This window comes from Natranaerobius thermophilus JW/NM-WN-LF, from assembly GCF_000020005.1.
Classification (GTDB): domain Bacteria; phylum Bacillota; class Natranaerobiia; order Natranaerobiales; family Natranaerobiaceae; genus Natranaerobius; species Natranaerobius thermophilus.
On record NC_010718.1, the window covers coordinates 654,742 to 675,132 of the forward strand.

The 20,391-nt window shown below is 35.9% G+C and carries 20 protein-coding genes; 12 read left to right on the top strand and 8 right to left on the bottom strand.

What is annotated here, in order from left to right; all coding sequences use genetic code 11:
• Positions 1 to 53: 53 nt before the first annotated feature.
• A complete protein-coding gene (locus NTHER_RS03310; RefSeq protein WP_012447110.1) occupies positions 54 to 1,955 on the top strand; it encodes a pyruvate/oxaloacetate carboxyltransferase in 1,902 nt (633 codons plus the stop codon).
• Between the two features lie 195 nt (positions 1,956 to 2,150).
• On the opposite strand, the gene NTHER_RS03315 is transcribed toward NTHER_RS03310, so the two are convergent.
• Positions 2,151 to 2,402, bottom strand: a complete 252-nt coding sequence (locus NTHER_RS03315) for a hypothetical protein (RefSeq protein WP_148206801.1) — start codon at positions 2,400 to 2,402, stop codon at positions 2,151 to 2,153.
• Between the two features lie 218 nt (positions 2,403 to 2,620).
• Between NTHER_RS03315 and NTHER_RS03320 the strand changes: the two genes are divergently transcribed.
• On the top strand, positions 2,621 to 3,154 hold the full coding sequence (locus tag NTHER_RS03320; RefSeq protein ID WP_012447112.1) for a DUF2062 domain-containing protein: 534 nt from the start codon (positions 2,621 to 2,623) through the stop codon (positions 3,152 to 3,154).
• 48 nt (positions 3,155 to 3,202) lie between these two features.
• On the opposite strand, the gene NTHER_RS03325 is transcribed toward NTHER_RS03320, so the two are convergent.
• The 3 genes from NTHER_RS03325 to NTHER_RS03335 are packed head-to-tail and all read right to left on the bottom strand — an operon-like array spanning position 3,203 to position 5,048.
• Positions 3,203 to 3,685: a chemotaxis protein CheX gene (locus NTHER_RS03325; protein WP_012447113.1), complete on the bottom strand. Its 483-nt coding sequence runs from the start codon at positions 3,683 to 3,685 to the stop codon at positions 3,203 to 3,205.
• Positions 3,675 to 4,106, bottom strand: a complete 432-nt coding sequence (locus NTHER_RS03330) for a bacteriohemerythrin (protein WP_012447114.1) — start codon at positions 4,104 to 4,106, stop codon at positions 3,675 to 3,677. Before NTHER_RS03330 ends, NTHER_RS03325 begins: the two co-directional genes overlap by 11 nt.
• A 24-nt stretch (positions 4,107 to 4,130) precedes the next feature.
• Complete coding sequence (locus NTHER_RS03335) at positions 4,131 to 5,048, bottom strand: acetamidase/formamidase family protein (RefSeq protein ID WP_012447115.1); 918 nt, start codon at positions 5,046 to 5,048, stop codon at positions 4,131 to 4,133.
• Positions 5,049 to 5,200: 152 nt separating this feature from the next.
• Between NTHER_RS03335 and NTHER_RS03340 the strand changes: the two genes are divergently transcribed.
• Complete coding sequence (locus tag NTHER_RS03340; RefSeq protein WP_012447116.1) at positions 5,201 to 5,410, top strand: FmdB family zinc ribbon protein; 210 nt, start codon at positions 5,201 to 5,203, stop codon at positions 5,408 to 5,410.
• A gap of 65 nt (positions 5,411 to 5,475) precedes the next feature.
• On the opposite strand, the gene cls is transcribed toward NTHER_RS03340, so the two are convergent.
• Entirely contained in the window at positions 5,476 to 6,894 is a 1,419-nt protein-coding gene (gene cls / locus NTHER_RS03345; RefSeq protein ID WP_012447117.1) for a cardiolipin synthase, read from the bottom strand.
• A gap of 78 nt (positions 6,895 to 6,972) precedes the next feature.
• Between cls and NTHER_RS03350 the strand changes: the two genes are divergently transcribed.
• The 9 genes from NTHER_RS03350 to NTHER_RS03390 all read left to right on the top strand — a co-directional run bounded on the left by NTHER_RS03350 (position 6,973) and on the right by NTHER_RS03390 (position 16,990).
• On the top strand, positions 6,973 to 8,205 hold the full coding sequence (locus NTHER_RS03350; RefSeq protein WP_012447118.1) for a diaminopropionate ammonia-lyase: 1,233 nt from the start codon (positions 6,973 to 6,975) through the stop codon (positions 8,203 to 8,205).
• Positions 8,206 to 8,500: 295 nt separating this feature from the next.
• Positions 8,501 to 9,034 (top strand): NTPase, encoded by a 534-nt coding sequence (locus NTHER_RS03355; RefSeq protein WP_012447119.1) that lies wholly within the window; start codon positions 8,501 to 8,503, stop codon positions 9,032 to 9,034.
• Positions 9,035 to 9,052: 18 nt separating this feature from the next.
• Positions 9,053 to 9,610: a phosphodiesterase gene (yfcE, locus tag NTHER_RS03360; protein ID WP_012447120.1), complete on the top strand. Its 558-nt coding sequence runs from the start codon at positions 9,053 to 9,055 to the stop codon at positions 9,608 to 9,610.
• Positions 9,611 to 9,632: 22 nt separating this feature from the next.
• Positions 9,633 to 10,088 carry a protease complex subunit PrcB family protein gene (locus tag NTHER_RS15025; RefSeq protein WP_083762657.1) on the top strand — a complete coding sequence of 152 codons (456 nt, stop codon included), beginning with the start codon at positions 9,633 to 9,635 and terminating at the stop codon, positions 10,086 to 10,088.
• Positions 10,089 to 10,434: 346 nt separating this feature from the next.
• Complete coding sequence (locus NTHER_RS03370) at positions 10,435 to 13,035, top strand: molybdopterin-dependent oxidoreductase (protein ID WP_012447122.1); 2,601 nt, start codon at positions 10,435 to 10,437, stop codon at positions 13,033 to 13,035.
• An 84-nt stretch (positions 13,036 to 13,119) separates the two neighbouring features.
• Positions 13,120 to 13,809 carry a 4Fe-4S dicluster domain-containing protein gene (locus tag NTHER_RS03375; RefSeq protein WP_012447123.1) on the top strand — a complete coding sequence of 230 codons (690 nt, stop codon included), beginning with the start codon at positions 13,120 to 13,122 and terminating at the stop codon, positions 13,807 to 13,809.
• 75 nt (positions 13,810 to 13,884) lie between these two features.
• Positions 13,885 to 14,523 (top strand): TorD/DmsD family molecular chaperone, encoded by a 639-nt coding sequence (locus NTHER_RS15030; protein ID WP_158438204.1) that lies wholly within the window; start codon positions 13,885 to 13,887, stop codon positions 14,521 to 14,523.
• 32 nt (positions 14,524 to 14,555) lie between these two features.
• A complete protein-coding gene (locus NTHER_RS03385) occupies positions 14,556 to 15,854 on the top strand; it encodes a molybdopterin molybdotransferase MoeA (RefSeq protein WP_012447125.1) in 1,299 nt (432 codons plus the stop codon).
• Between the two features lie 11 nt (positions 15,855 to 15,865).
• Positions 15,866 to 16,990, top strand: coding sequence for a 4Fe-4S binding protein (locus tag NTHER_RS03390; RefSeq protein ID WP_012447126.1), 1,125 nt, complete (start codon positions 15,866 to 15,868; stop codon positions 16,988 to 16,990).
• A 62-nt stretch (positions 16,991 to 17,052) separates the two neighbouring features.
• Here the strand turns inward: NTHER_RS03390 and NTHER_RS03395 are convergent, their stop codons facing one another.
• From NTHER_RS03395 to NTHER_RS03405, 3 genes are read right to left on the bottom strand one after another with little or no spacing between them, the layout of a single operon-like run.
• Positions 17,053 to 17,700: a response regulator transcription factor gene (locus NTHER_RS03395; RefSeq protein WP_012447127.1), complete on the bottom strand. Its 648-nt coding sequence runs from the start codon at positions 17,698 to 17,700 to the stop codon at positions 17,053 to 17,055.
• Positions 17,675 to 19,147: an ATP-binding protein gene (locus NTHER_RS03400; protein ID WP_012447128.1), complete on the bottom strand. Its 1,473-nt coding sequence runs from the start codon at positions 19,145 to 19,147 to the stop codon at positions 17,675 to 17,677. Before NTHER_RS03400 ends, NTHER_RS03395 begins: the two co-directional genes overlap by 26 nt.
• Positions 19,137 to 20,132, bottom strand: coding sequence for a substrate-binding domain-containing protein (locus NTHER_RS03405; RefSeq protein WP_012447129.1), 996 nt, complete (start codon positions 20,130 to 20,132; stop codon positions 19,137 to 19,139). Before NTHER_RS03405 ends, NTHER_RS03400 begins: the two co-directional genes overlap by 11 nt.
• Positions 20,133 to 20,391: the final 259 nt, after the last annotated feature.

Consider the following 20,391-nt stretch of genomic DNA (forward strand, 5'->3'; position numbering starts at 1 on the left):
ATGTGCTAGCCATAGTTCATGACTGATTTATCAAGAAAAGGGAGGTTTAAAAATTGTCAGTAAAAATCACAGACACCTCGTTAAGAGATGCTCATCAGTCTCTGTTTGCTACCAGGATGAGGACAGGAGATATGGTGCCCATCCTTGAAACAATTGATAATGTTGGTTTCCATTCCCTGGAGATGTGGGGAGGGGCAACCTTTGATTCTTGTATGAGATTTTTAGATGAAGATCCTTGGGAACGGCTAAGAGTAATTCGAAAGTACGTTAAAAATACTAAGTTACAAATGTTATTAAGAGGTCAAAATATTGTAGGATATAAAAACTATCCCGATGATGTTTTGGAAGAATTTATTAAGAAAACAGTAGCTAATGGAATGGATATCATAAGAATTTTTGATGCCGTCAATGACTTAAGGAATATGGAAAAAGCCATTGAATTTACTAAACGCGAAGGGGCTCATGCTCAAGGAACAATTTGTTACACCATTAGTCCTGTTCATAATAATAATGTATTTGTTCAGTTCGCCAAGGATTTGAAAGAAACAGGCTGTGACTCTATTTGTGTAAAAGATATGGCAGGTCTTTTATCTCCATATAAAGGATATGATTTGGTAAAAAGATTAAAAGAAGAAGTGGGTTTACCTGTTCAGATACACAGTCACAGTACTAGTGGAATGGCTACAACCACTTATATAAAGTCAATTGAAGCTGGGGCGGATATAGTAGACACTACTATATCACCTTTTGCACTGGGTACCTCACAACCTCCCGTAGAACCAGTTGAAGCAATGTTAAGTGAAACTGAAAAAGAATTAGAATTAGATGGGGATGCTTTGACGGAGATGAGCGAGTATTTCAAAGGAATGAAAAAGAAATACGAAAAATATTCAAAACTTGCCTTCACTGTTGATACTAATGTTTTAAATTATCAGGTACCGGGTGGAATGATATCCAACTTAACATCTCAACTATCAGATGCCAATGCCATCGAAAAATATGATGAAGCTTTACAAGAAATTCCTAAAGTCAGAGAGGAATTGGGTTATCCTCCTCTGGTTACACCAACAAGCCAAATAGTGGGAAGCCAAGCTGTACTTAATGTGTTAACTGGGGAAAGGTATAAAATGATTTCTGAGGAAGTGAAAAATTATGTAGCTGGGTATTATGGAAAGCCTCCCCATGAAATAGATCCTACACTTAAAGAACGGATACTTCAAGAAAAAGAAGAATTCACGGGAAGGCCTGCAGATCATTTAGAACCACAACTTGACAAAGCTAGGAATGAAATAGAACAATATCTAGAACAAGAGGAAGATGTACTGTCTTATTGTCTGTTCCCCAACGTGGCAATGGAATTTTTCAAAAAACGCCAAGAAGGTAAAATAAATGCTTCAGAGGATAACGTGGAACCAGAACCAGAAAAAGAAAAAGCTGAAGCTAGCGGTAATGGCAAGTCAGGGACAGATTCTGATACCAAGGCCCAGGGACAATCAGCTGCTATGCAAGGCCCAGATTCTTTAAAACAATTGCGAGTTACTGTGGACGGTCAAACCTTTGATGTGGAAGTAGAACCTGTAGCAGGTGGTAGTCCTTCCATTAAGTCTATACAACCTTCTCAAACTCAGACAACTAAATCAAGCCAAGCCCAAAAACCCCAAAAACAAAAACCTCAGACAAATAACGCATCAGAGTCGGCTTCACAGGTACAGCAAGGTCAAGCTTCAGCGACTTCAGGCACTGGTACTACTATAACTGCTCCAATAGCTGGTAATGTATTAAAAATCAATGTATCTCCTGGAGATAATGTCAATAAAGGAGATGTGGTCATGATTTTAGAAGCTATGAAAATGGAAAATGAGATTACTGCCGATTCAGATGGGACAGTTAAGGATGTTAATGTATCCGAAGGAGCCACAGTGAATTCTGGAGATCCTTTAGTTGTATTAGAATAGTGTTTAAATATGTTAATTTAAAAAAAGGACCTGGTTTTTGCCGGGTCCTTCTTTAAGGGTTGTGAAACCCTACTGAACAGTCTAAGTTTGATCTCTCTGTTTAACTATCCCTGAATGAAATTAGCAAATATAAAATGTAACAAGCTTGTAAAGATGGAAAATTGGGGTTGGATTATAGGGGTTGGATTATAGAGGTTAATCTGCCAATCCCCTGCATATTTCTCTCGCACATTTATAACAAACTTGTTTGTCATCCTTATAAATTTCGTCAACATAAATTTCGCCGACAAATTTGTCTTTGAGTAAAAGCGCACCACTACGTGTGGTTCCTAGAAGGCCCAAACCTACTAATAGCATAGTTAGTGGCGTAGGGACCCACATGCTTGATAAAATTAATCCGGTTACGAAAACTGTAATGCTCAATAGTAAAACATTAAGCATGAGCATCCCTCCTTATACTTATATTATACTTATATTTAGTAATTGAGAGAAATACTACCAAAAAGGCAAAGGCGCTCAGTAATTTGCCCATTATATATTTACCATTAACATTTAAGACTGTCAATAACAATATTATATAACTGCACATAGTCAATGCACATATTGTCAATAAATATAGATTTACAGGAATATATCATTGTGGGATAATAGATTTTGGTGATGTTATGTTTAAAAATCGACTTAACAAGATAAAAAATAAATTTAAACAGGTATTGAAATTAGAATCAACTCCTAAAAAAATAGCCATAGGTGTAGCTATTGCCGTCTTTTGGAATTTTTTACCTTCACTGGGGGTTGGCCCATTTTTGTCTGCTTTTGCAGCTAGATTACTTGGTGGTAGTATAGTGGCGGCTGTGACTGTTAATTTAGGAACAGGGGCTTTAATTCCTTTGTTTTATACATTGAACGTTATGGTAGGACGGTTTGTGATGGGTGGAGAAACAACGGGATTAAAGTTAACAGAAATGGTTAGGTCGGTTTTTAGTAATACTATTGATTTTTTAGAGGGCTTATTAGGACAATCTCAGGTTGAAACTCTTCTAGCAAGTTTGGAGACTTTTTCAGTGGGATTTTTAATTGGATCAATAATAAATTCATTGTTAGCAGGCATTTTGCTGTACTGTAGTTTCTATTACTTACTGATAAAAAGGGAGCAGTATAGAGAAAAACTGCGTTTAGAGGAGAACAATTTGAATTAAGAAAGAAAAGCTGATAACAAAACAATTTTAAGATTAACAGAAACCGCTTTAATTGAGCGGTTTCTGTTCTATTGCTTCTTTAACAGATATATTCAAATCAAACTTTCCTATGTCAGTTTTTACTGGTAAAAGCAATGCTTTTTCAGTAGCCATAGAAAGAGATTTGTTTTGTCCAATAATAACCTGGGGAGGTACTATATCGCAGTTATAATTTTCATTCTTCAGATAAGTTACAGCATTACCACTTATAATGTTAGCCACTTCTCCCAAAGCTGATGTAACAAAACTATCTAGTTCCTCCATTTCCATTCCTGACATCATCTTTACTATTTCTAAAGTCATATCTTTTGAAAAGCTGTATAATATGGATCCCGATAAGTCACCAGTAATACCAATGATAACATTTGCTTCATTTCCTGGTACGATATCTTCAATTACGTCTAATTGTCCTCTTTCTGTGTTCAACTCTAGCATATTGTTAAGTACATCGTTAGTTGCCTGGTAGAACGGGTTGATGTACTTAGCTTTCACTGTGACTACCTCCTTCCTGACTTTCTACATATTCACCTATTTTTTGATCTGTAGCAGCTACATGATTAATCAGCCAAGCCATTAATTTACCCCCAAATTCTTGAACCAATTCTTCGTTATAGTTTTCTTCCTCAAATCTACGGGCGTATTCTTCAACTTCTTGTTTAAAATTTTCATGGATTTCTTTGTGTTCTTCATAACCTGGAAAGTCAATTTTCTTTTGAAAAGCTTCTTCCGAATCAAAATGGATTACTACATACTCTTTCATAAATTCCAATGTTTCTTTCACAGTGTCAAGCTTGTCCTCCCAATTTTCGTCACTTCTGACAACCTTTAAAAAATTACCGACACGCTCAAATAATTCTTTATGTTGACGATCAATTTCTTCTACCCCAATTTTGTACTTATCTTTCCAGAGCATTTTTTTCACTCCTTTACATGCTTTTTAGCTAAATAGTTGCTCCGATATTCCCAGTTGTTTGAGATACTTGTGAGCAATTTCCATCCTAACCGTCATTAATGGGTCAACTACTTGGCAAATCTTAACATCTCCCACTAAACTAAGCAAACTAACAGCATCTTCTAACTCTAAATCTGAGTATTCACGGATGAAATGTGTAGTTTTAGAAGTGACTTGTTTTACTGATTCATCCAAGGTTTTTTCACTGTGGACTACTATTAAGTTTTCATTATTGATGATCATGGGTAGTGGCAATTTAGCACTTTGTCCCGAGAGAACTTCTATTTGTAAGGTGACTTTTCCGGCTACCTCTAAACCAGTCATAGAGACTTCTCCATCAGCCATAACAGCGTGTAAGTCACCTAAGGCAAGTAATCCTCCTTGGTGGTGAACAGGTAAATATATAGTAGATCCTGCTATGACTTCTTGACAATCCATATTTCCACCGTGTTCACCTGGTGTACCGCAGGGAATAGCCTGATCCCCCTCTGGAGCGGTTCCAATTACACCTATCATAGGTTTAATGGGGATTTCTATATTATCATTGAAAATAGCTTTATTATCTTTGATAGGGATAATTTTAGTAGTTTCTTTGGTGATCTCATCTTCAATAGTACCAAATCCCGGTGCGGTAACCATGACACCGTAATCAGCTACAGAAATATCTTCGATTTTGATTTTTAAAACATCTCCTGGCTGGGCTCCTTTTATAGAGATTGGTCCAGTAGCAGGATTGATCATTTCCCATCCAATTGTAGTAAATTTATCTTTTGTACTTCTTATTTGATCGGAAAAACAATCATAAGTATCAAAAGTTACCCTTTGGCCGGGTTCTATTTCGGCAATAGATTGATTTGCACCACTGAGTTCATAAACTACATCTTGCTTGGAAATAAAATTCATAATAGTCAACTCCTTTTCTGTGTTTAAGTTAGATTTCTTCAGTACATTTTTAAACTCCTGCAAAGTACTGATTTCTACAGCCTTGATTTAGTGATTTTAAAATTGTAATATAAAAGAAGAGTAAATAACATTTAAAGCAGGGGGGATTTAAAATGCCAACTTATGATTTTAGATGTAATGGCTGTCAGATAAAATTCACACAAAGAGTCTCCTTTGAAAAAAAGGATCAAGTTCATTGCCCAGAATGTGGATCGCGGGATACCAAACAAATTTTTACCGGTTTAAATATAGGTAAAGGCAGTCAAGCTGGAGCAAGCTCTGGTAGTGCTTGTGGAACTTGTAGTGGTGGAAGTTGCTGTTAAAAAACACCCCTCTTTTATGATCACAAACAAAAAAGAGGGGCTTAGGAATTAAGTTTCTTCTGTTTTCATAGAATTGGTGATAATAATCGGGAAATAGATTCTTTAAATTTGGAAGATATTCCCCTTTGATTATACTGGTCTTCCGTTAATTCGCAAGAATTATCTAGATCTCTTAGAAAAATTTCATTAAGTCGTTGGGCCATTTGTGGATCATAGATAAAAGCATTGACTTCAAAATTTAATTTAAAACTTCTTACATCCATATTAGCAGTTCCTACAGATGCAATTTTTCCGTCAACTATAATTAACTTGCTGTGTAGAAAACCATGTTTATAAATAAATCCCCTAGCGCCAGTTTCTAGCATAAGGCCTAGATAAGCTCTATTGGCCCAAAATACAAAGGGATGATCTGGCTTATCAGGGATAGCAATTCTAACATCAACACCGGAATAGGCTGCTATTTGCAAAGCTTCCAGAATGCTTTCATCTGGAATAAAATACGGTGTTTGCAAGTAAATTGATTCCTTAGCAGAGTAGATCATTTTTAGTAAAAAAGCTTTAATCTCTTCGTGAGGGGAGTCAGGTCCACTTGCTACTATTTGAATACCTGAATTACCTTGATCAGAAATCTCTGGGAAAAATTCTCGATTCATCATGATATCTTCGTCTTCTTCCGTTGCGAAAATCCAATCTAGTAAAAACCTAACTTGAAGGGACTTAGCGGCATCGCCAGTAACTTTTAAGTGGGTATCCCGCCAATCATCAAAACGCTGGGAAATACCAAGATATTCTTTACCTATATTTGTACCGCCCACAAAAGCTGTTTTGCCATCTATAACAGCGATTTTTCTGTGATTTCTGTAATTAATATCTAAGATAAAAGGAAAAAATCGTGTTACAAGACCGCCTGCTTCTTCCAATTCGGAAAAGAAATCTTTTGGAAGTTTTCTACAACCCACACTATCATACAATACCCTAACTGTGACGCCTTGACGAGCTTTTTTGGTTAATTTGTTTACTATAGCTTTTCCCAATTCGTCGTTACGAATGATATAATAGCTAATGTGGATATGATGTTCGGCTGTTTCCATGACATTAAATAATTCTTTGAATTTTTCTTTTCCATGGGTATAAATCTGAACATCATTGTTATCGGTGTAGACGATTTCTTCTTTACCAAAATCAATTTGAAAGATATTGTTTGCCTGATGAGGCAAGCTTTTACCTTGATAATTGGGTGAGCCTTCAATTAATTGCTTATTTTTAATTAGATCTTTTTCAGTTTTGCGATCGAAAATTTTTCTTTTTCGCGGAGTAAGACCAATGAACAGATAAAGAATTAAACCGAGTATAGGAAATAAAACCAGGATTAAAACCCATGCCCAAGTGGCAGTAGGATTTTTTCTCTCGAAAAAGATTAAAGTTATTACTACAACAATATTTAATAGTGTGATTGTTGATAATATTAAAGGTATTAAGGTCACGCTTTCACCATCCTTTAGGAAAATACATGAATTGATCCGGATAAGGTGGTTTTAAATTTAGTTTAAGGAGTTGTTTTGATGATTTTAACTTGTAGGAATCAGTACCGATCCGAAAAACTCCTTGTCAATCAAAACCAATTAGATTACATAGAACAAGTAGTTAAATTTTATCAAAAAATCACTAATTATCAACCTACACCTCAAATCTCTTTACATGACATGGCGAATTCCATAGGCGTAAAAAATATCTTTGTTAAAGATGAATCTTCTAGATTAGGTTTGGATTCTTTTAAGGTCCTTGGCAGTTTGTATGCCGTTGCAAATATAATAGCCGAGTACCTGGGAGAAGACCTGTCTCAACTTGATGAACAGGAGCTACAAAGTCGTAAAGTAAAAGAACGGGTGGGTCACTTAACTTTTGTGACAGCCACTGATGGGAATCATGGTAAAGGATTGGCTTATGCCGCCAATTTTTTTGGGCATAATGCAGTTGTGTACTTACCTAAGGGTAGTGACAATGATAGAGTCAAGGCAGTTGAACAAGCCGGAGGTAAAGCTTATGTCACTGAAGCTAATTATGATGATACCGTAATCTTTGCTTCCCAAAAAGCCCAGGAAGAAGGTTGGATTTTAGTACAAGATACTGCCTTTGATTCTTACACTAAAATACCGGGCTGGATAATGGAAGGCTATTCAATGATAGCCAAGGAAATAGTGGATTATTTTAATGCTCAAGAATCAAGTCAATTCCCCACCCATCTGATTATTCAGGCAGGAGTTGGTTCTCTGGCGGGAGGGGTATTAGATTACCTGGTCAATAGATTAGGAGAACAAATTCCCAATATAATTGTGGTTGAACCGGAAAATGCCGCCTGTATGCTTAATTCGGCCTTGGAAGAAGGGGGTACAGCTAAAAGAATATTTGGTGACTTGGATACTATTATGACAGGTTTGTCTTGTGGTGCTCCTAATCCCTTAGGGTGGAAAGGAATAAAAGATGCAACTAATACATTCATATCAGTACCGGACTGGGTAGCAGCCAGAGGGCTTAGAATTTTACATAATCCTCATGGAAGGGATCCTATAGTGCAAGCTGGTTTTTCTGGAAGCCCTGGTATAGGATTGCTTTCATTATTTGAATTCGATCATTTTACTGGATTAAAGGATTGGTTGGAAATAGATGAAGAATCAGTAGTTTTAACTATAAATACTGAAAGTGTAACAGACCATGGTAATTACAAAAGTGTTATGTGGGATGGCCATCCTTGTACTCCGGTAAATGGAGATTTTGACTGGAAAGCGCTTTTATGATTTAGCTGTGTTAAAGTTGAATGTTGATAGTTGAACTCTTCAATTTCACATCAAATGTTTCGGGTTGGTCCATCTAAAACTCCCCAACAGTAGAATTAAAGCTTCCTGATCAGCTGCTCATCCTGGAGCATGATCAGCAAATAACATCCTGTTATTTGACTTTAATTCTACTGTTGGATCGTTAAGATGTAATATCAACCTTACACAAAATTCGTTCAATCGAAGAGTTCAACTATCAACAACGGAGTATAAAAGAGCCTTGATTTAAGCCTTAGTTTGGATATGGGGTGATCTTATGACAGAATCCAATATTTTATTGACTGGTAAACCCGGTATTGGAAAGACCACCGTGATTAAAAGAACTGTAGAACTTCTTTCATGTTCAAGTACTGGTTTTTATACCCGTGAAATTAAAAGGGGTGATCCCCGGGTTGGATTTGAAATAATATCTTTACAAACTGGAGAGAGATTACCTTTAGCTCATACTGATTTTACCACTGCTGAAGATAGAGTAGGAAAATACGGTGTAAAAGCTGAAAACCTGCTTGGATTCTTAAAGGAAATTAATGAAGCTATGACTAGTAACAAACCTCAATGCCTGGTGATAGATGAAATTGGAAAAATGGAATTTTTCACTCCCGGTTTTCATGAAACCGTGGATAAAGCTTTTCAAAGTTCTTATCCCTTGTTGGCAACTATTATGAAAAAGTCTCATAAATTCTGTGATTATTTGAAAAACAGAGGTGATACTGATGTTATTGAGGTTACGGAGAATAACAGGGATGACTTACCAGAAAAGTTAGCAAAACGTATAGAAGAGCAATTATAAAATCTAGGAGGTGTTTTTATGCGGATAGGATTAATCAGTGATACTCATGGCAGTTTAAAAGCCTGGAATCAAGCTATGGAACTATTTCAAGATTGTCAGGTAATTTTACACGGAGGAGATATTTTATACCATGGTCCTCGAAATCCTTTACCAGAAGGGTACGATCCTAAGGAATTGGCCAATGAATTAAATAATTTAGGTAAGAGTTTATTTATGGTCGGCGGAAATTGTGATGCAGAAGTTGATAACATGGTACTTAACCATCCTGTATTAACTCCCTATTTTTATACCAGTCTCGAAGGACTTAACATCTTAGTTTTGCATGGTCATAAATATAGTCAAGAAGAGCTATTTCAACTGGGTAAAAGATACCAAGCTGACATGATCATGGTAGGCCATACTCATATACCACAAATCAAACACCAAGATGATTTAATCTTAATTAACCCTGGTTCCCCGTCTTTACCCAAGGGTGAAGACAAAGTTCCTGCTGTTGGTATTTTAGATACAACCGAGAAAACAGTGGAGATCAAGGACCTTAGAAATACTAATACTTTAATATCAAGTAGTTGGTAACAGGTTCTGACCGTATTGTATAATGAGAAGCGAAGAAAGTAACTATTACAAGGGCATAGTAATTACTACAGGAGTGGTGATGGGCGTGAGTACTAATAGTAACGGAGCCCAAATTAATTTTGAAATTATTCAAGACAGAGAACAATTACCAAGGAAAATTTTTGATACTATAGATCGGCTTAAACAAAATAGAGGGTTTTTTGTTTTTAACCATGAAAATTTTGATACAAAGGATGATTATCTCGTAATTTTTTCTGGCAAACGTAAAACAGGCGGTTATAGTATCCAAGTTGACAGTGTTAAACTTACAGGAAAAACAGTTGAAGTAATAGTTTCTGAAAAGGTACCAGGCGATGATGAAATAACCATTCAGGCTTTGACTTACCCACACGTAATTACCAAGCTGGAGTACAAAGTCGAGGTAGAAAATCATAAGGTGATAACAGATCAAGGTGAAGAATTATCTAAATTATACTGAAGACAACTGATCAATCATATCATTATCGTTTTCACATCATTTTCGTTTTTGACATTAGAAAGTCGCAGGTTTTTCAAACTGCGATAAACAGTTATTTAATTAAATAGCGTATAATCTGTTAGTTCTATAAAGATATGGCAGTTTCTCATTTTTATAAAGAGAACTGCCATTTTTTAATGTAAATAATTAGTGATTTGTAATGAACTTTTTTTACCCTGATTTACAAATTCAGGGTTTTCCCTGAAAGGTGATAAATGTATTTAACTAGAAGAAAACTCATAAAATTTAGTGAATATTCACAAAACAATGGTTTTAACAACCTTTTCTCGAGACGGAGGTGAATTATTTGACTTTAAAAAAATTGCTCAATAAAGAAATAAAGCGAAGGACATTCCTAGCAGTTACCGGTGCAGCAGGGGCTGGTATAGCAATTGGACACGGATTGGCTAAACCGCCAGAAGAGGCAGAAGCCGAGGAAAAAGAAAAAGTAAAAGAAGTGTACGAGATGAGTAATCGGATCGGTGAAGTTGATGATTATGTAGAAGGCCAGTGGATACCTACAGGGTGTTCTGGTTGTACTTCTTGGTGCAGTAAAGAAGCTAATGTGGTTAATGGACGTGTAATTAAAGTTAGAGGAAACAAGAACTCTAAAGTAAATGGTGAAGTCAGTTGTCCCAGGGCCCATCTTTCATTACAACAACTTTACGATCCAGATAGGATAAAACAACCTATGAAACGGACAAATCCTGACAAAGGAAGAGATGTTGATCCCGATTTTGTCCCCATCTCCTGGGATGAAGCTATGGAAGAAATAGCTGACAAGATTTTGGAATTGAGAGAACAGGACGAGAACCATAAAATAGCTGTGCAAAGAGGAAGATATACCCAGTTGAGAGATATAATTTACAGCCATGTTCCTGCCATATTGGGGACTCCTAATAATATTTCACATAGTTCCATCTGTGCTGAAGCCGAAAAATTTGGTCCCTACTATACTGAAGGATACTGGAATTATCGAGATTTTGACGTGCTCAACAGTGAGTATATTATTCTTTGGGGAGCAGACCCTATTGCTTCTAACAGGCAAATTTCTTATTATCTGGGAGTTTGGCCTGATGTTTTAGACAAAGCAAAAGTTGCTGTGATTGAGCCACGATTGTCAGCTAGTGCTACTAAAGCTCATGAGTGGTTACCGGTTAAACCGGCTGAAGACGGTGCTCTAGCCGTGGCAATGGCCCATGTAATATTAACTCAAGGGCTTTGGAACAAAGAATTTGTTGGAGATTTTCACGATGGTGAAAATAGATTTATACCTGGAAAAACTGTAGATGAAGAAACTTTTGAAGAAAATTACACTCACGGGTTAGTTAAATGGTGGAATTTAGAATTGAAAGATAGGACACCAGAATGGGCTGAAGCTCGTTCAGGTGTGCCAAGGTCTCAAATCATACGGGTTGCAACTGAATTTGCAGAAAAAGCTCCCAAGGCATTGGTCTGGATGGGTGGAGGACCTGTTATGCAAGTACGAGGTGGATATACCTCCATGGCAATTTCAGCACTAAATGGCCTTGTGGGCTCTGTTGATAGTGAAGGTGGCACTTTAAGAGGTGCAGGTGTACCTAGAAAGAGTTATCCTGCACCTGATGAATATATGGATGAAAATGCTCAAGAAAAAATTAACTACCAAAAAATCGATCAAAGAGGATACTTAGAATTCCCAGCTTTGAAAGAAGGAAAACCTGGTAGCGGAGTTGTTACAAACCGAATGGCTGATGGTATTTTAAAAGAGGACCCTTATGATATTAAGATGATTATGGCTTATTGGAACAACTTTGCCTTTTCAGCACCTGAAGCCAGACGTTGGGAAGAGGCCTTGAAAAAAGTAGATTTTATTGTTCATATGGTGACTCACGAATCTGAAATGACTAGGTATGCCGACATAGTTCTACCGTCTACCCATCATATGTTTGAACAGTGGGGATTTTTAAACCAGAAAGGAAATAAACATACCCACTTATGGTTAGCTAGACCAATGATAGAACGGTTTTTCGATGTAAAAGACCCTGAAGCTGAAGTGCAGTGGTTATTGGCTGAGAAACTAGCTGAAAAAGGCTTTGATAAGCTTTTAGAACACTTTAAAAACTTTAAAGATCCTGAAACAGAAAAAGAACCAACTAATGAAATAGAGTTTGCTGAATACGCAACTAAATTGACCTTACAGCCAATTTGGGATCCTAATGAGTATGAAAGTGGAGATCAGTTTGATGGCTGGGAAGACTTTAAAGCTGTTGGGGTATGGAATTCGGATGAATATAAATATAAACAGTACTGGGACAATTTTGGAACCAAGACTGATAAATATGAATTTTATAGTGAAACTTTAAAGGACGCTTTAGAAAAGCATGCAGCCAATCACAATCTTACAGTCGATGAGGTTCTCGAAGCATGTAAATACGAAGCTGAAGGAGAAGTGGCTTTTATCCCTCATTATGACCCCCCCTTTGTGCACGGTCAGAAAGAAGAATATCCCTTTATGTTTGTAGATTTTAAAAATAGGCTGAACAGAGAAGGACGTTCAGCAAATTGTTATTGGTATCATGAATTTAATGATATCAATCCAGGTTTAGAGAAGGAAAAAGATGTGGCTTTATTAAATCCAAAGGATGCCGATGAATATGGCATAAAAACTGATGATAAGATTATTATAAAATCACCTGTAGGAGAAATAGAATGTTATGCAAAATTATGGGAAGGAATACCTCCAGGAGTTGTTGCTAAAGCTTACGGCCAAGGACATTGGGCTTATGGACGAGTAGCCAGTGAAAATTTTGACAGAGGAATTCCCCGTGGGGGGAATAATAATGAAATTTTAGTTGCGGATTATGAAAGGCTTAGCGGAAGTACGGCTTTTTATTCCCATACCAGAGTGAGGGTAGAAAAATCTTAAGATCGTCCAATTATTTGAATTAGTTATAAATAATTAATTTAGGGAGAAAATTGTCTCTCTGTTTGACTTAGGAGGTGTTTACTGTTGACTAAATATGCTATGGTTATCGACTTGCACCGATGTACAGGTTGTGGTGCATGTGCTATTACGTGTAAAATAGAAAACAATGTCCCTAGAGGATTTCGCTGGGCTGATTATATTCATGAAACAAAAGGAGAATTTCCCAATGTAACGTATACTTATATTCCCACCTTGTGTAACCATTGTGATCACGCTCCCTGTGTGGAAGTATGTCCAACAGATCCTAAAGCTATGTATAAGACGGAACACGGCTTGACCTTGCACGATTCAAAAGAATGTATTGGGTGCCGTCAATGTGAAGATGCTTGTCCCTATGGTGTAGTATACTTTAATAGCGAGAAAGCTCATGAATTTTGGAGAGATGGAAAGGCTCAAGAAGTTGTTAATAAAATAAGTAAAGAAAATGACGTTATTCCTCCTTACTATAATCCTAATAGAGCCAGAACTTATGCTGGGATACGCCCTCCAGATATTGTAGAAAAGTGCACATTTTGTGATCATCTCATAATAGAAGGGAAATTACCTTATTGTGTAGAACAATGCCCTTCCGGTGCAAGGTATTTTGGTGACAAAGAAGATGAGAATGATTTAGTAAATCAAATGCTAAAAGAATATATGAGCAAACGGTTAAAAGAATATAAAGGAACTGAACCCAATGTATATTACATTAGAGATTACAATAAAAATGCTTAACAGTTATCCAAAAAAATAATAAAATAATGAAGTGAAAAAGAACTGTTTACAAAGGGGCGATAGTATATCATGACAATGCAAGAAGAAAATTCTTTGGCAAGATGGGCATTTTACGACTTTTTTAGTAAAGCTTTATATGAACCGGAAGAAGATATGTTAAAACCTCAATTTTGTAAATTGATCCAAGAAGCTAACCAAGCTTTTCCCGCAGTTGAATTTTCTTTGATTGATAAATTTTGCAAAATAATTGATGAGCAAGATGGTCTACAAGAATTACTAGTCGAATATAGTAAATTATTTGTAGGGCCTTCTAAGTTGCTGGCACCGCCCTATGAATCTTACTATCGCGATAGAGGAAGAGTTATGGGCGAAAGTACAATGAATGTAAAAAAGTTTTACCAACAAGCAGGTATGGAAGTGCTACAGGAGATCAAAGAGCCACAAGATCATATTGCCATTGAGATGAACTTTTTAGCCCAGTTGTATCGAATTCAAACACAATTGTTAAATTCAGGAGATAATGATAAAGCAGACCAAATTTTAACTCTGGCAAAAGATTTTTATTTAAAACATCCGGCAACTTGGATCGATCAATTCACATACTTAGTCAAATCAGAAACTAAACATAGTTTCTATTATTGTGTCGCAGAAATTTTAGAGTTATTTCACAAATATGAAATGAATTACTACAAAACAACCGTCTTCAGTTGCTGAAGGCGGTTGTTAACTATTGAAAGGGGATCAAAATGATTTCACCAGAAGAAGCATGTCAGAAGATTTATAATTTAATGCCTGATAGAAACATAGAAAGTGTATCTCTGTTAAGTTGTGTGGAAAGTTGCATATCAGAGAACATAATTGCTCAAGAAGACGTCCCTTCTTTTTGTAGATCACCATATGATGGATACGCATTTAATTCTGAAGCTACCCGTAATGTTACTTCTACTAACCCGGTAGAAATCGATATAATTGATACAGTACCTGCAGGAAAAAATTTTGAATACTTTAATAACTTGGAAGATGCAGATCTAAATTCACCTTCCAAACCAAAATTAAATGACCGGAAAAAACAAGATTGGAAACAAACAGGCATGAAAGTCATGACAGGGGGTATGATTCCTGATATATACGACGCTGTTCTGCCCTGGGAACAAGTAGGAATTAAAGATAAAGAGCAAAAGATTTTAATCAATAAAGAAATACCCTCTCAACACAATATCATTCCCAAAGGTGAAGACATAAAAAAAGGAGAACTAGTAATTAAGGAAGGAGAGAAGTTAACCCCTTATCATATTGGGGTTTTAGCATCTCTAGGGTTTACTCATCCTAGAGTGTATGCACCGTACAAAATAGGAATATTAGTTACGGGGACAGAGCTAGTTAATCCAGAAAATGACATAAGCCCAGGAAAGATTAGAAGTAGTAATAACTTTTCCCTTGGTGCTACTTTGCAGTGTATGGGACATGAAGTTCTAGACTTTGGAATTGTTGGTGACAGTAAGAAAAAATTGGCCGAAAAAATTGAAGAAGCTGTTAGTAAAGTTGATATTTTACTTACTACCGGAGGGGTTTCGAGGGGAGATTATGACTTTGTTCCTTATGTATTGGAGGAGATGAAAGCAAAAAGATTATTTTGGAGAGTGAAAATGAAACCCGGCACTCCATTGCATGTTTCACAATATCAAGGAACTCCCGTAATATCATTATCAGGTAACCCGGCAGCATCCATGGCATCTTTTCATTTATTGCTAGCACCGGCTCTTCAAAATAATGGCAAACGACAAACTGCTACTAGTCTTAAAGAGCGTAGCCATGCTTCTTTCCTTGCAAAGGATATTAAAAAGAAAACCTCTTCATTATGGAGATTTGTTCGAGGTAAAGCATGGATAGGAAATGATGGAGTATTTTATAGTACTCCTATTGCCAAGGAAAAGCCTAATATGTTGAAGACTATGATTTGGGCCAATGGATATATAGTTGTTCCCCCGGATAGCCAGGCGATAAGGGCCGGTGATAAAGTTAATTTTATCCCAATAGATAAGTGAAGTGATGTGAAATGATATGGCAGAGATTAATTTGGAAAAAATTAATTCATGGAACTGTTCCTAGAATTAATCCTGGAAAATGTATTAATAAAAAAGTCAATATCAAAAATTGTAATAAATGTGCTAGCATTTGCCCTAGAGAGGCTATTTCCATTCAAGGTGCATTCCCTAGTATACTTCGAAAGAATTGTATTGGATGTCATATCTGTGTACGACAGTGTCCTAACGGGGCAATATATCAGACAGATTTTGATTATTATAGGAAATACAGGGAGATTTTACATTTAAAAGAACCCATCTTAGGTTGTTACTATCACACGAGTCAATGTAATATAGTGTTTCCGTGTTTGTATTCGATAAACATGGATTTTCTCCATGCCATATTTCTAAACAGTGCAGTTCAAGGCTCGAATTTATATTTTTATCTGGAAAAGTGTCCTCAATGCGAAATTTTTTCAAATTATCCTGTGTTTTTGGAAACCGTCAAAAAAGCTTTTTATTTAGCTGAACAATTAGGGCAAGAACCAAGAGTTGCAGCAATTAATCAAAAAAACACTCAACAATTTCCAAATTCAAAATCGGAAACAAACTTTATGTCAAGGAGGGAACTATTCAATTTAATTCGAGATGAGACTTTAAACAATATGAGAGGTGTTACCAGAGAACTCTTATTTGATGATATCAATGACTTAACCACATGTCGTAGTTTATTACTTAAGGAGTGGTTAAGAAAATATCAAAGCCAATTCCTTAAAGGAAAACCAAGACCGGGTTTTGGCAGTTTAAAGATAAGTCCTGATTGCTATGGCTGTGGCTTGTGCGCAAAAAGCTGTGATTTTGGTGCACTGACTATTAATACCTGGGGTTCAGGAGAATCAAAACAAATAGTAATACAACACAGTCCTTGGAAGTGTTTTGATTGTGGTATTTGCAAACTAGCTTGCCCTGTTGATGCCATAAAGAAAACTAAATTCACTGGTAAAATTAAGCAAATGCTTACAAAGCAGACTTTAAAAAGCCTGCTTGCCAGGAGATGCAGTCAATGTCATCGAATAACTATGAAAGACCAAGAACTGTCTATAACAGACAAATTTGTTTGTAATCCCTGTTTGAAAAAATCCGAAATAGAATTTTAATAAAAAATTTTGCTAAAGAATTTTAATAAAGAAGTAAGATAAAGATTAAATTCTATCTAGCTTCACTCGGTACTGATTATATTATTTCTCATTGCATATCGGACTAGCTCGGATCTGCGGTTAAGGCCTAATTTTTCTTTTATTCTTGCAATATGGGTTTCCACCGTTTTTATGCTTATATATAATTTCTCGGCAATTTCTTTATTGGTATATCCTAAGGCTATTAGCTGCAATACTTCCTTTTCCCTGTCGCTGAGATCATAGTTTTTTTCTGTACCGCTCTGTTTATCTGGGTTTCGATAATAGTCGATTAATAATTTAGTAAAAGTTTTATCTACAATAACTTCTCCTTGATAAACTGACCTGATGGCTGAAATCAATTCGTCATCAGCTGCTTTTTTTAAAATATACCCATCTCCTCCTGCTTCAACCACTCTTTTGAAATAAGCTTCATCTTCGTGCATTGTCAGTGCCAAAACTCGGGCACTACAAGATTCTTTGAGTTCTTTGATTATTTCATGACCCTGTTTATCTGGGAGTGACAGATCCAGTAATACTACATCGGGACATTTTTCCTTGCATGTATCTAAAGCTTCTTTGGCAGTACCAACTTGCCCACATACCTCCATATCATCTTGGGAATTTAAAAGCATACTCAATCCTTTTCCAAGTACGGCATGATCATCAACTACTAGTACCGAAATAGTCATGGTTTGATGTTTCCTCCTTTGCTAAATTAATCTTTAAATAAACGGCAGTACCATCTCCGGGAGTGCTTTCAATCGCCAAATGTCCCCCAATTAATTCTGCTCTTTCTTCCATTCCAAATATTCCAAGTCCCCGCGTTTCATTTTGTTTATAATTATCAGAAAACTGTTCCAGGTCAAATCCTTTCCCATCATCTTCAATAATAACTATTAACTGAGAAGAAATGGTCTTGACAATCACATCAATTTTACTAGCATCAGCGTGTTTGATAGAGTTATTGACAGATTCTTGGACTATCCGATAAATATTAGTAGAAATTTCTGGCTCTAATTTTAATCCTTGATCTGCTTGAAACCAAAATTCGGTAGATACTCCAGTCCTTCCTTGTATTTCTTTGAGATATTTTTCTAGGGCATAGTCTAATCCCAAATCATCTAACACACTAGGACGCAGATCCCTGGCCAAACTTTTGATTTCATCAATTACATCTCCAGTAAGTTCTCTTAGTTCTTCAGACATTCTTTTAGCTTCTTCTAAATCGTTTGTTTCGCTGATTTGTTTTAACGCTAACTTTAAAGTAGTCAAAGATTGTCCGGTTCCATCATGAAGCTCCCTTGATATTTTTTTCCGCTCTTCTTCCTGGGCGGACATCATTTTGTTTAACAATTTTTTTCTCATCTCTTCTTTTTTTTCAAGTTGGACCCAACAACTCTCATTATTTTCTCGTAAAGATTTAAGTCCTTCAATCATTTTCTTAAAAGATAGGGATAGCTTGCCAATTTCATCATTTGTTACCACCAGGGGGATACCATGTAAATGACCCTTTGCTACTTGTTCAGTGGCTGAAACTAGTCGATATATTGGATTGATTATTATAAGAGATAATAAATAAGCTGTAATCAAACCAACTATAGAAACTATCAAAACTGTTAACCAAATATTGCTACAAATTTGATGAACTAACTGATCGATTTCACTAGTAGACATTCCCAGGCGAACAGTACCAATTCTACCCTCAAATATTGGTACTGCAATGTCATAGACTAGTCCATGTTCAGTATTTAAAGGTTGAATATTATATTCCTCATTTTCCTCAACAGTATTTACTTGCTTCAAATTGTCTGGTAATTCATTGGCAAAAGAACTGATTTCTACAGTTCCTCCCGCCCCTTCTATAAATAAATATTCAACATCTGAATTATTATCCATAGTTTCGGATACCAGTTGATGTAATCTATAACGGTCGTTAGTTAATAAATAATTTTCACTTCTAGTGCTAACATTTTTAGCTATGGAAATTCCATGGCGTTGCAAGTACTCGTTTAATGCACTTGAGGTAGTTGACCTGACTTGAACTACAGTCCAAATCCCAAGCATTAATACAATTATAACTACAATAGCTATTATTTTCTCTTTAATACCAATTTTATTTTTAATTTTATTTATCATAACCTACCACCTCGGCCATATCTCTGATGGAGTCATAGCTACTATCTTGAGCGGGCTCAAACTGCTCAATTCCCAATTGCTCCAATATATATTGACCATTAGAAGTTTCATGTAATTCCAAGAAAAAGTTTTTAATATCTTCTTTTAATGAAGTTTTTAATTTGGGACTAGCCACAACAGGTGAGATTTCAAAAGCAGGTGAAGTATGAATTATTTCCACATTTTCAAATCTAGCTGGATCTTTAGTATACAAGTAGTCATATACAAGACTATCAACAGCAGCGGCATCCACAACCCCTTCTATCACACTATCTACAGAATTATTGTGGCTATATGTGAAATAACTGTGTTCAAAAAAATCCTGGGGACTTTGTCCTTGTTGTTTTAGTAAATATGCAGGATATAGTTTGCCTGCATTAGATAGGGGATCTGTAAAAGCAAAAGTTTTATTCTCCAATTGATTAAAAGCATCTATATTAAGCTCTTTTCTTGCTAGAATTACAGATCTATATGTGGTGGTTCCATTTATCTCAGGTACGACCAATAATGGCACTCCATGGCTATCTTGTAATTGAATGTAAGAATAAGAACAAATGAATGCTATATCGATGTTACCATGGCGTATTAATTCATTCATTTCTGAATGGGTACGAGTTTGATGGATTTTAACTTCCATCCCTAGCTGATCTTCTAAATGGTCTAATAGTTCTTTATAGTAATAAAGGGATTCACGACCTGCTGTTATTGCTCCCAGGCCAACTCTTAATAAATGAGAGTCATTGTCTCTCTCTTTGTTAAATTCTTTTGTATCTTGGGAAGTTATTTCTTGAAATTCGGAAGGGTTCTGATCCTTTGATGTTAGATTCACTTTAGGATACTGCTGTAATTGATAATTTTCGTAAAAAGGTAAGAAAATTCCAACAATTACTGTGATGGATAATAAGAGACCTACTCCGAAAAACACCTTTTTTTGAAAGCCAGGCAATCCGATACCCCCTACTCTAATATCAGTAGATAAATGATAATTTATCCTCACTTAAAGTGTTAAATATATTTTACTATAAACCCTTACATATTTAAATTTGTTGTATTTTTATTATTACATACTTGCACTAGTCAACTCTAGAGGGTAAACCATTAAAGGGTGTAAGGGTATTCCCTGATATTTACCTATTTTTAAAAAAAGCAAAGGAGTTAAAGCAAATTACAAAGAATAGTTGAATAAAGTTATAAGGAAAGTTAAT

Coding starts and splice junctions, on each gene's coding strand:
- NTHER_RS03350 (WP_012447118.1), top strand. CDS start 6,973: ATGATTTTAACTTGTAGGAATCAGTACCGATCCGAAAAACTCCTTGTC.
- NTHER_RS03340 (WP_012447116.1), top strand. CDS start 5,201: ATGCCAACTTATGATTTTAGATGTAATGGCTGTCAGATAAAATTCACA.
- NTHER_RS03330 (WP_012447114.1), bottom strand. CDS start 4,106: ATGCTCTGGAAAGATAAGTACAAAATTGGGGTAGAAGAAATTGATCGT.
- NTHER_RS15025 (WP_083762657.1), top strand. CDS start 9,633: ATGAGAAGCGAAGAAAGTAACTATTACAAGGGCATAGTAATTACTACA.
- NTHER_RS15030 (WP_158438204.1), top strand. CDS start 13,885: ATGCAAGAAGAAAATTCTTTGGCAAGATGGGCATTTTACGACTTTTTT.
- NTHER_RS03355 (WP_012447119.1), top strand. CDS start 8,501: ATGACAGAATCCAATATTTTATTGACTGGTAAACCCGGTATTGGAAAG.
- NTHER_RS03335 (WP_012447115.1), bottom strand. CDS start 5,048: ATGAATTTTATTTCCAAGCAAGATGTAGTTTATGAACTCAGTGGTGCA.
- NTHER_RS03390 (WP_012447126.1), top strand. CDS start 15,866: ATGATATGGCAGAGATTAATTTGGAAAAAATTAATTCATGGAACTGTT.
- NTHER_RS03315 (WP_148206801.1), bottom strand. CDS start 2,402: ATGCTCATGCTTAATGTTTTACTATTGAGCATTACAGTTTTCGTAACC.
- NTHER_RS03400 (WP_012447128.1), bottom strand. CDS start 19,147: ATGATAAATAAAATTAAAAATAAAATTGGTATTAAAGAGAAAATAATA.
- NTHER_RS03320 (WP_012447112.1), top strand. CDS start 2,621: ATGTTTAAAAATCGACTTAACAAGATAAAAAATAAATTTAAACAGGTA.
- NTHER_RS03395 (WP_012447127.1), bottom strand. CDS start 17,700: ATGACTATTTCGGTACTAGTAGTTGATGATCATGCCGTACTTGGAAAA.
- NTHER_RS03385 (WP_012447125.1), top strand. CDS start 14,556: ATGATTTCACCAGAAGAAGCATGTCAGAAGATTTATAATTTAATGCCT.
- yfcE (WP_012447120.1), top strand. CDS start 9,053: ATGCGGATAGGATTAATCAGTGATACTCATGGCAGTTTAAAAGCCTGG.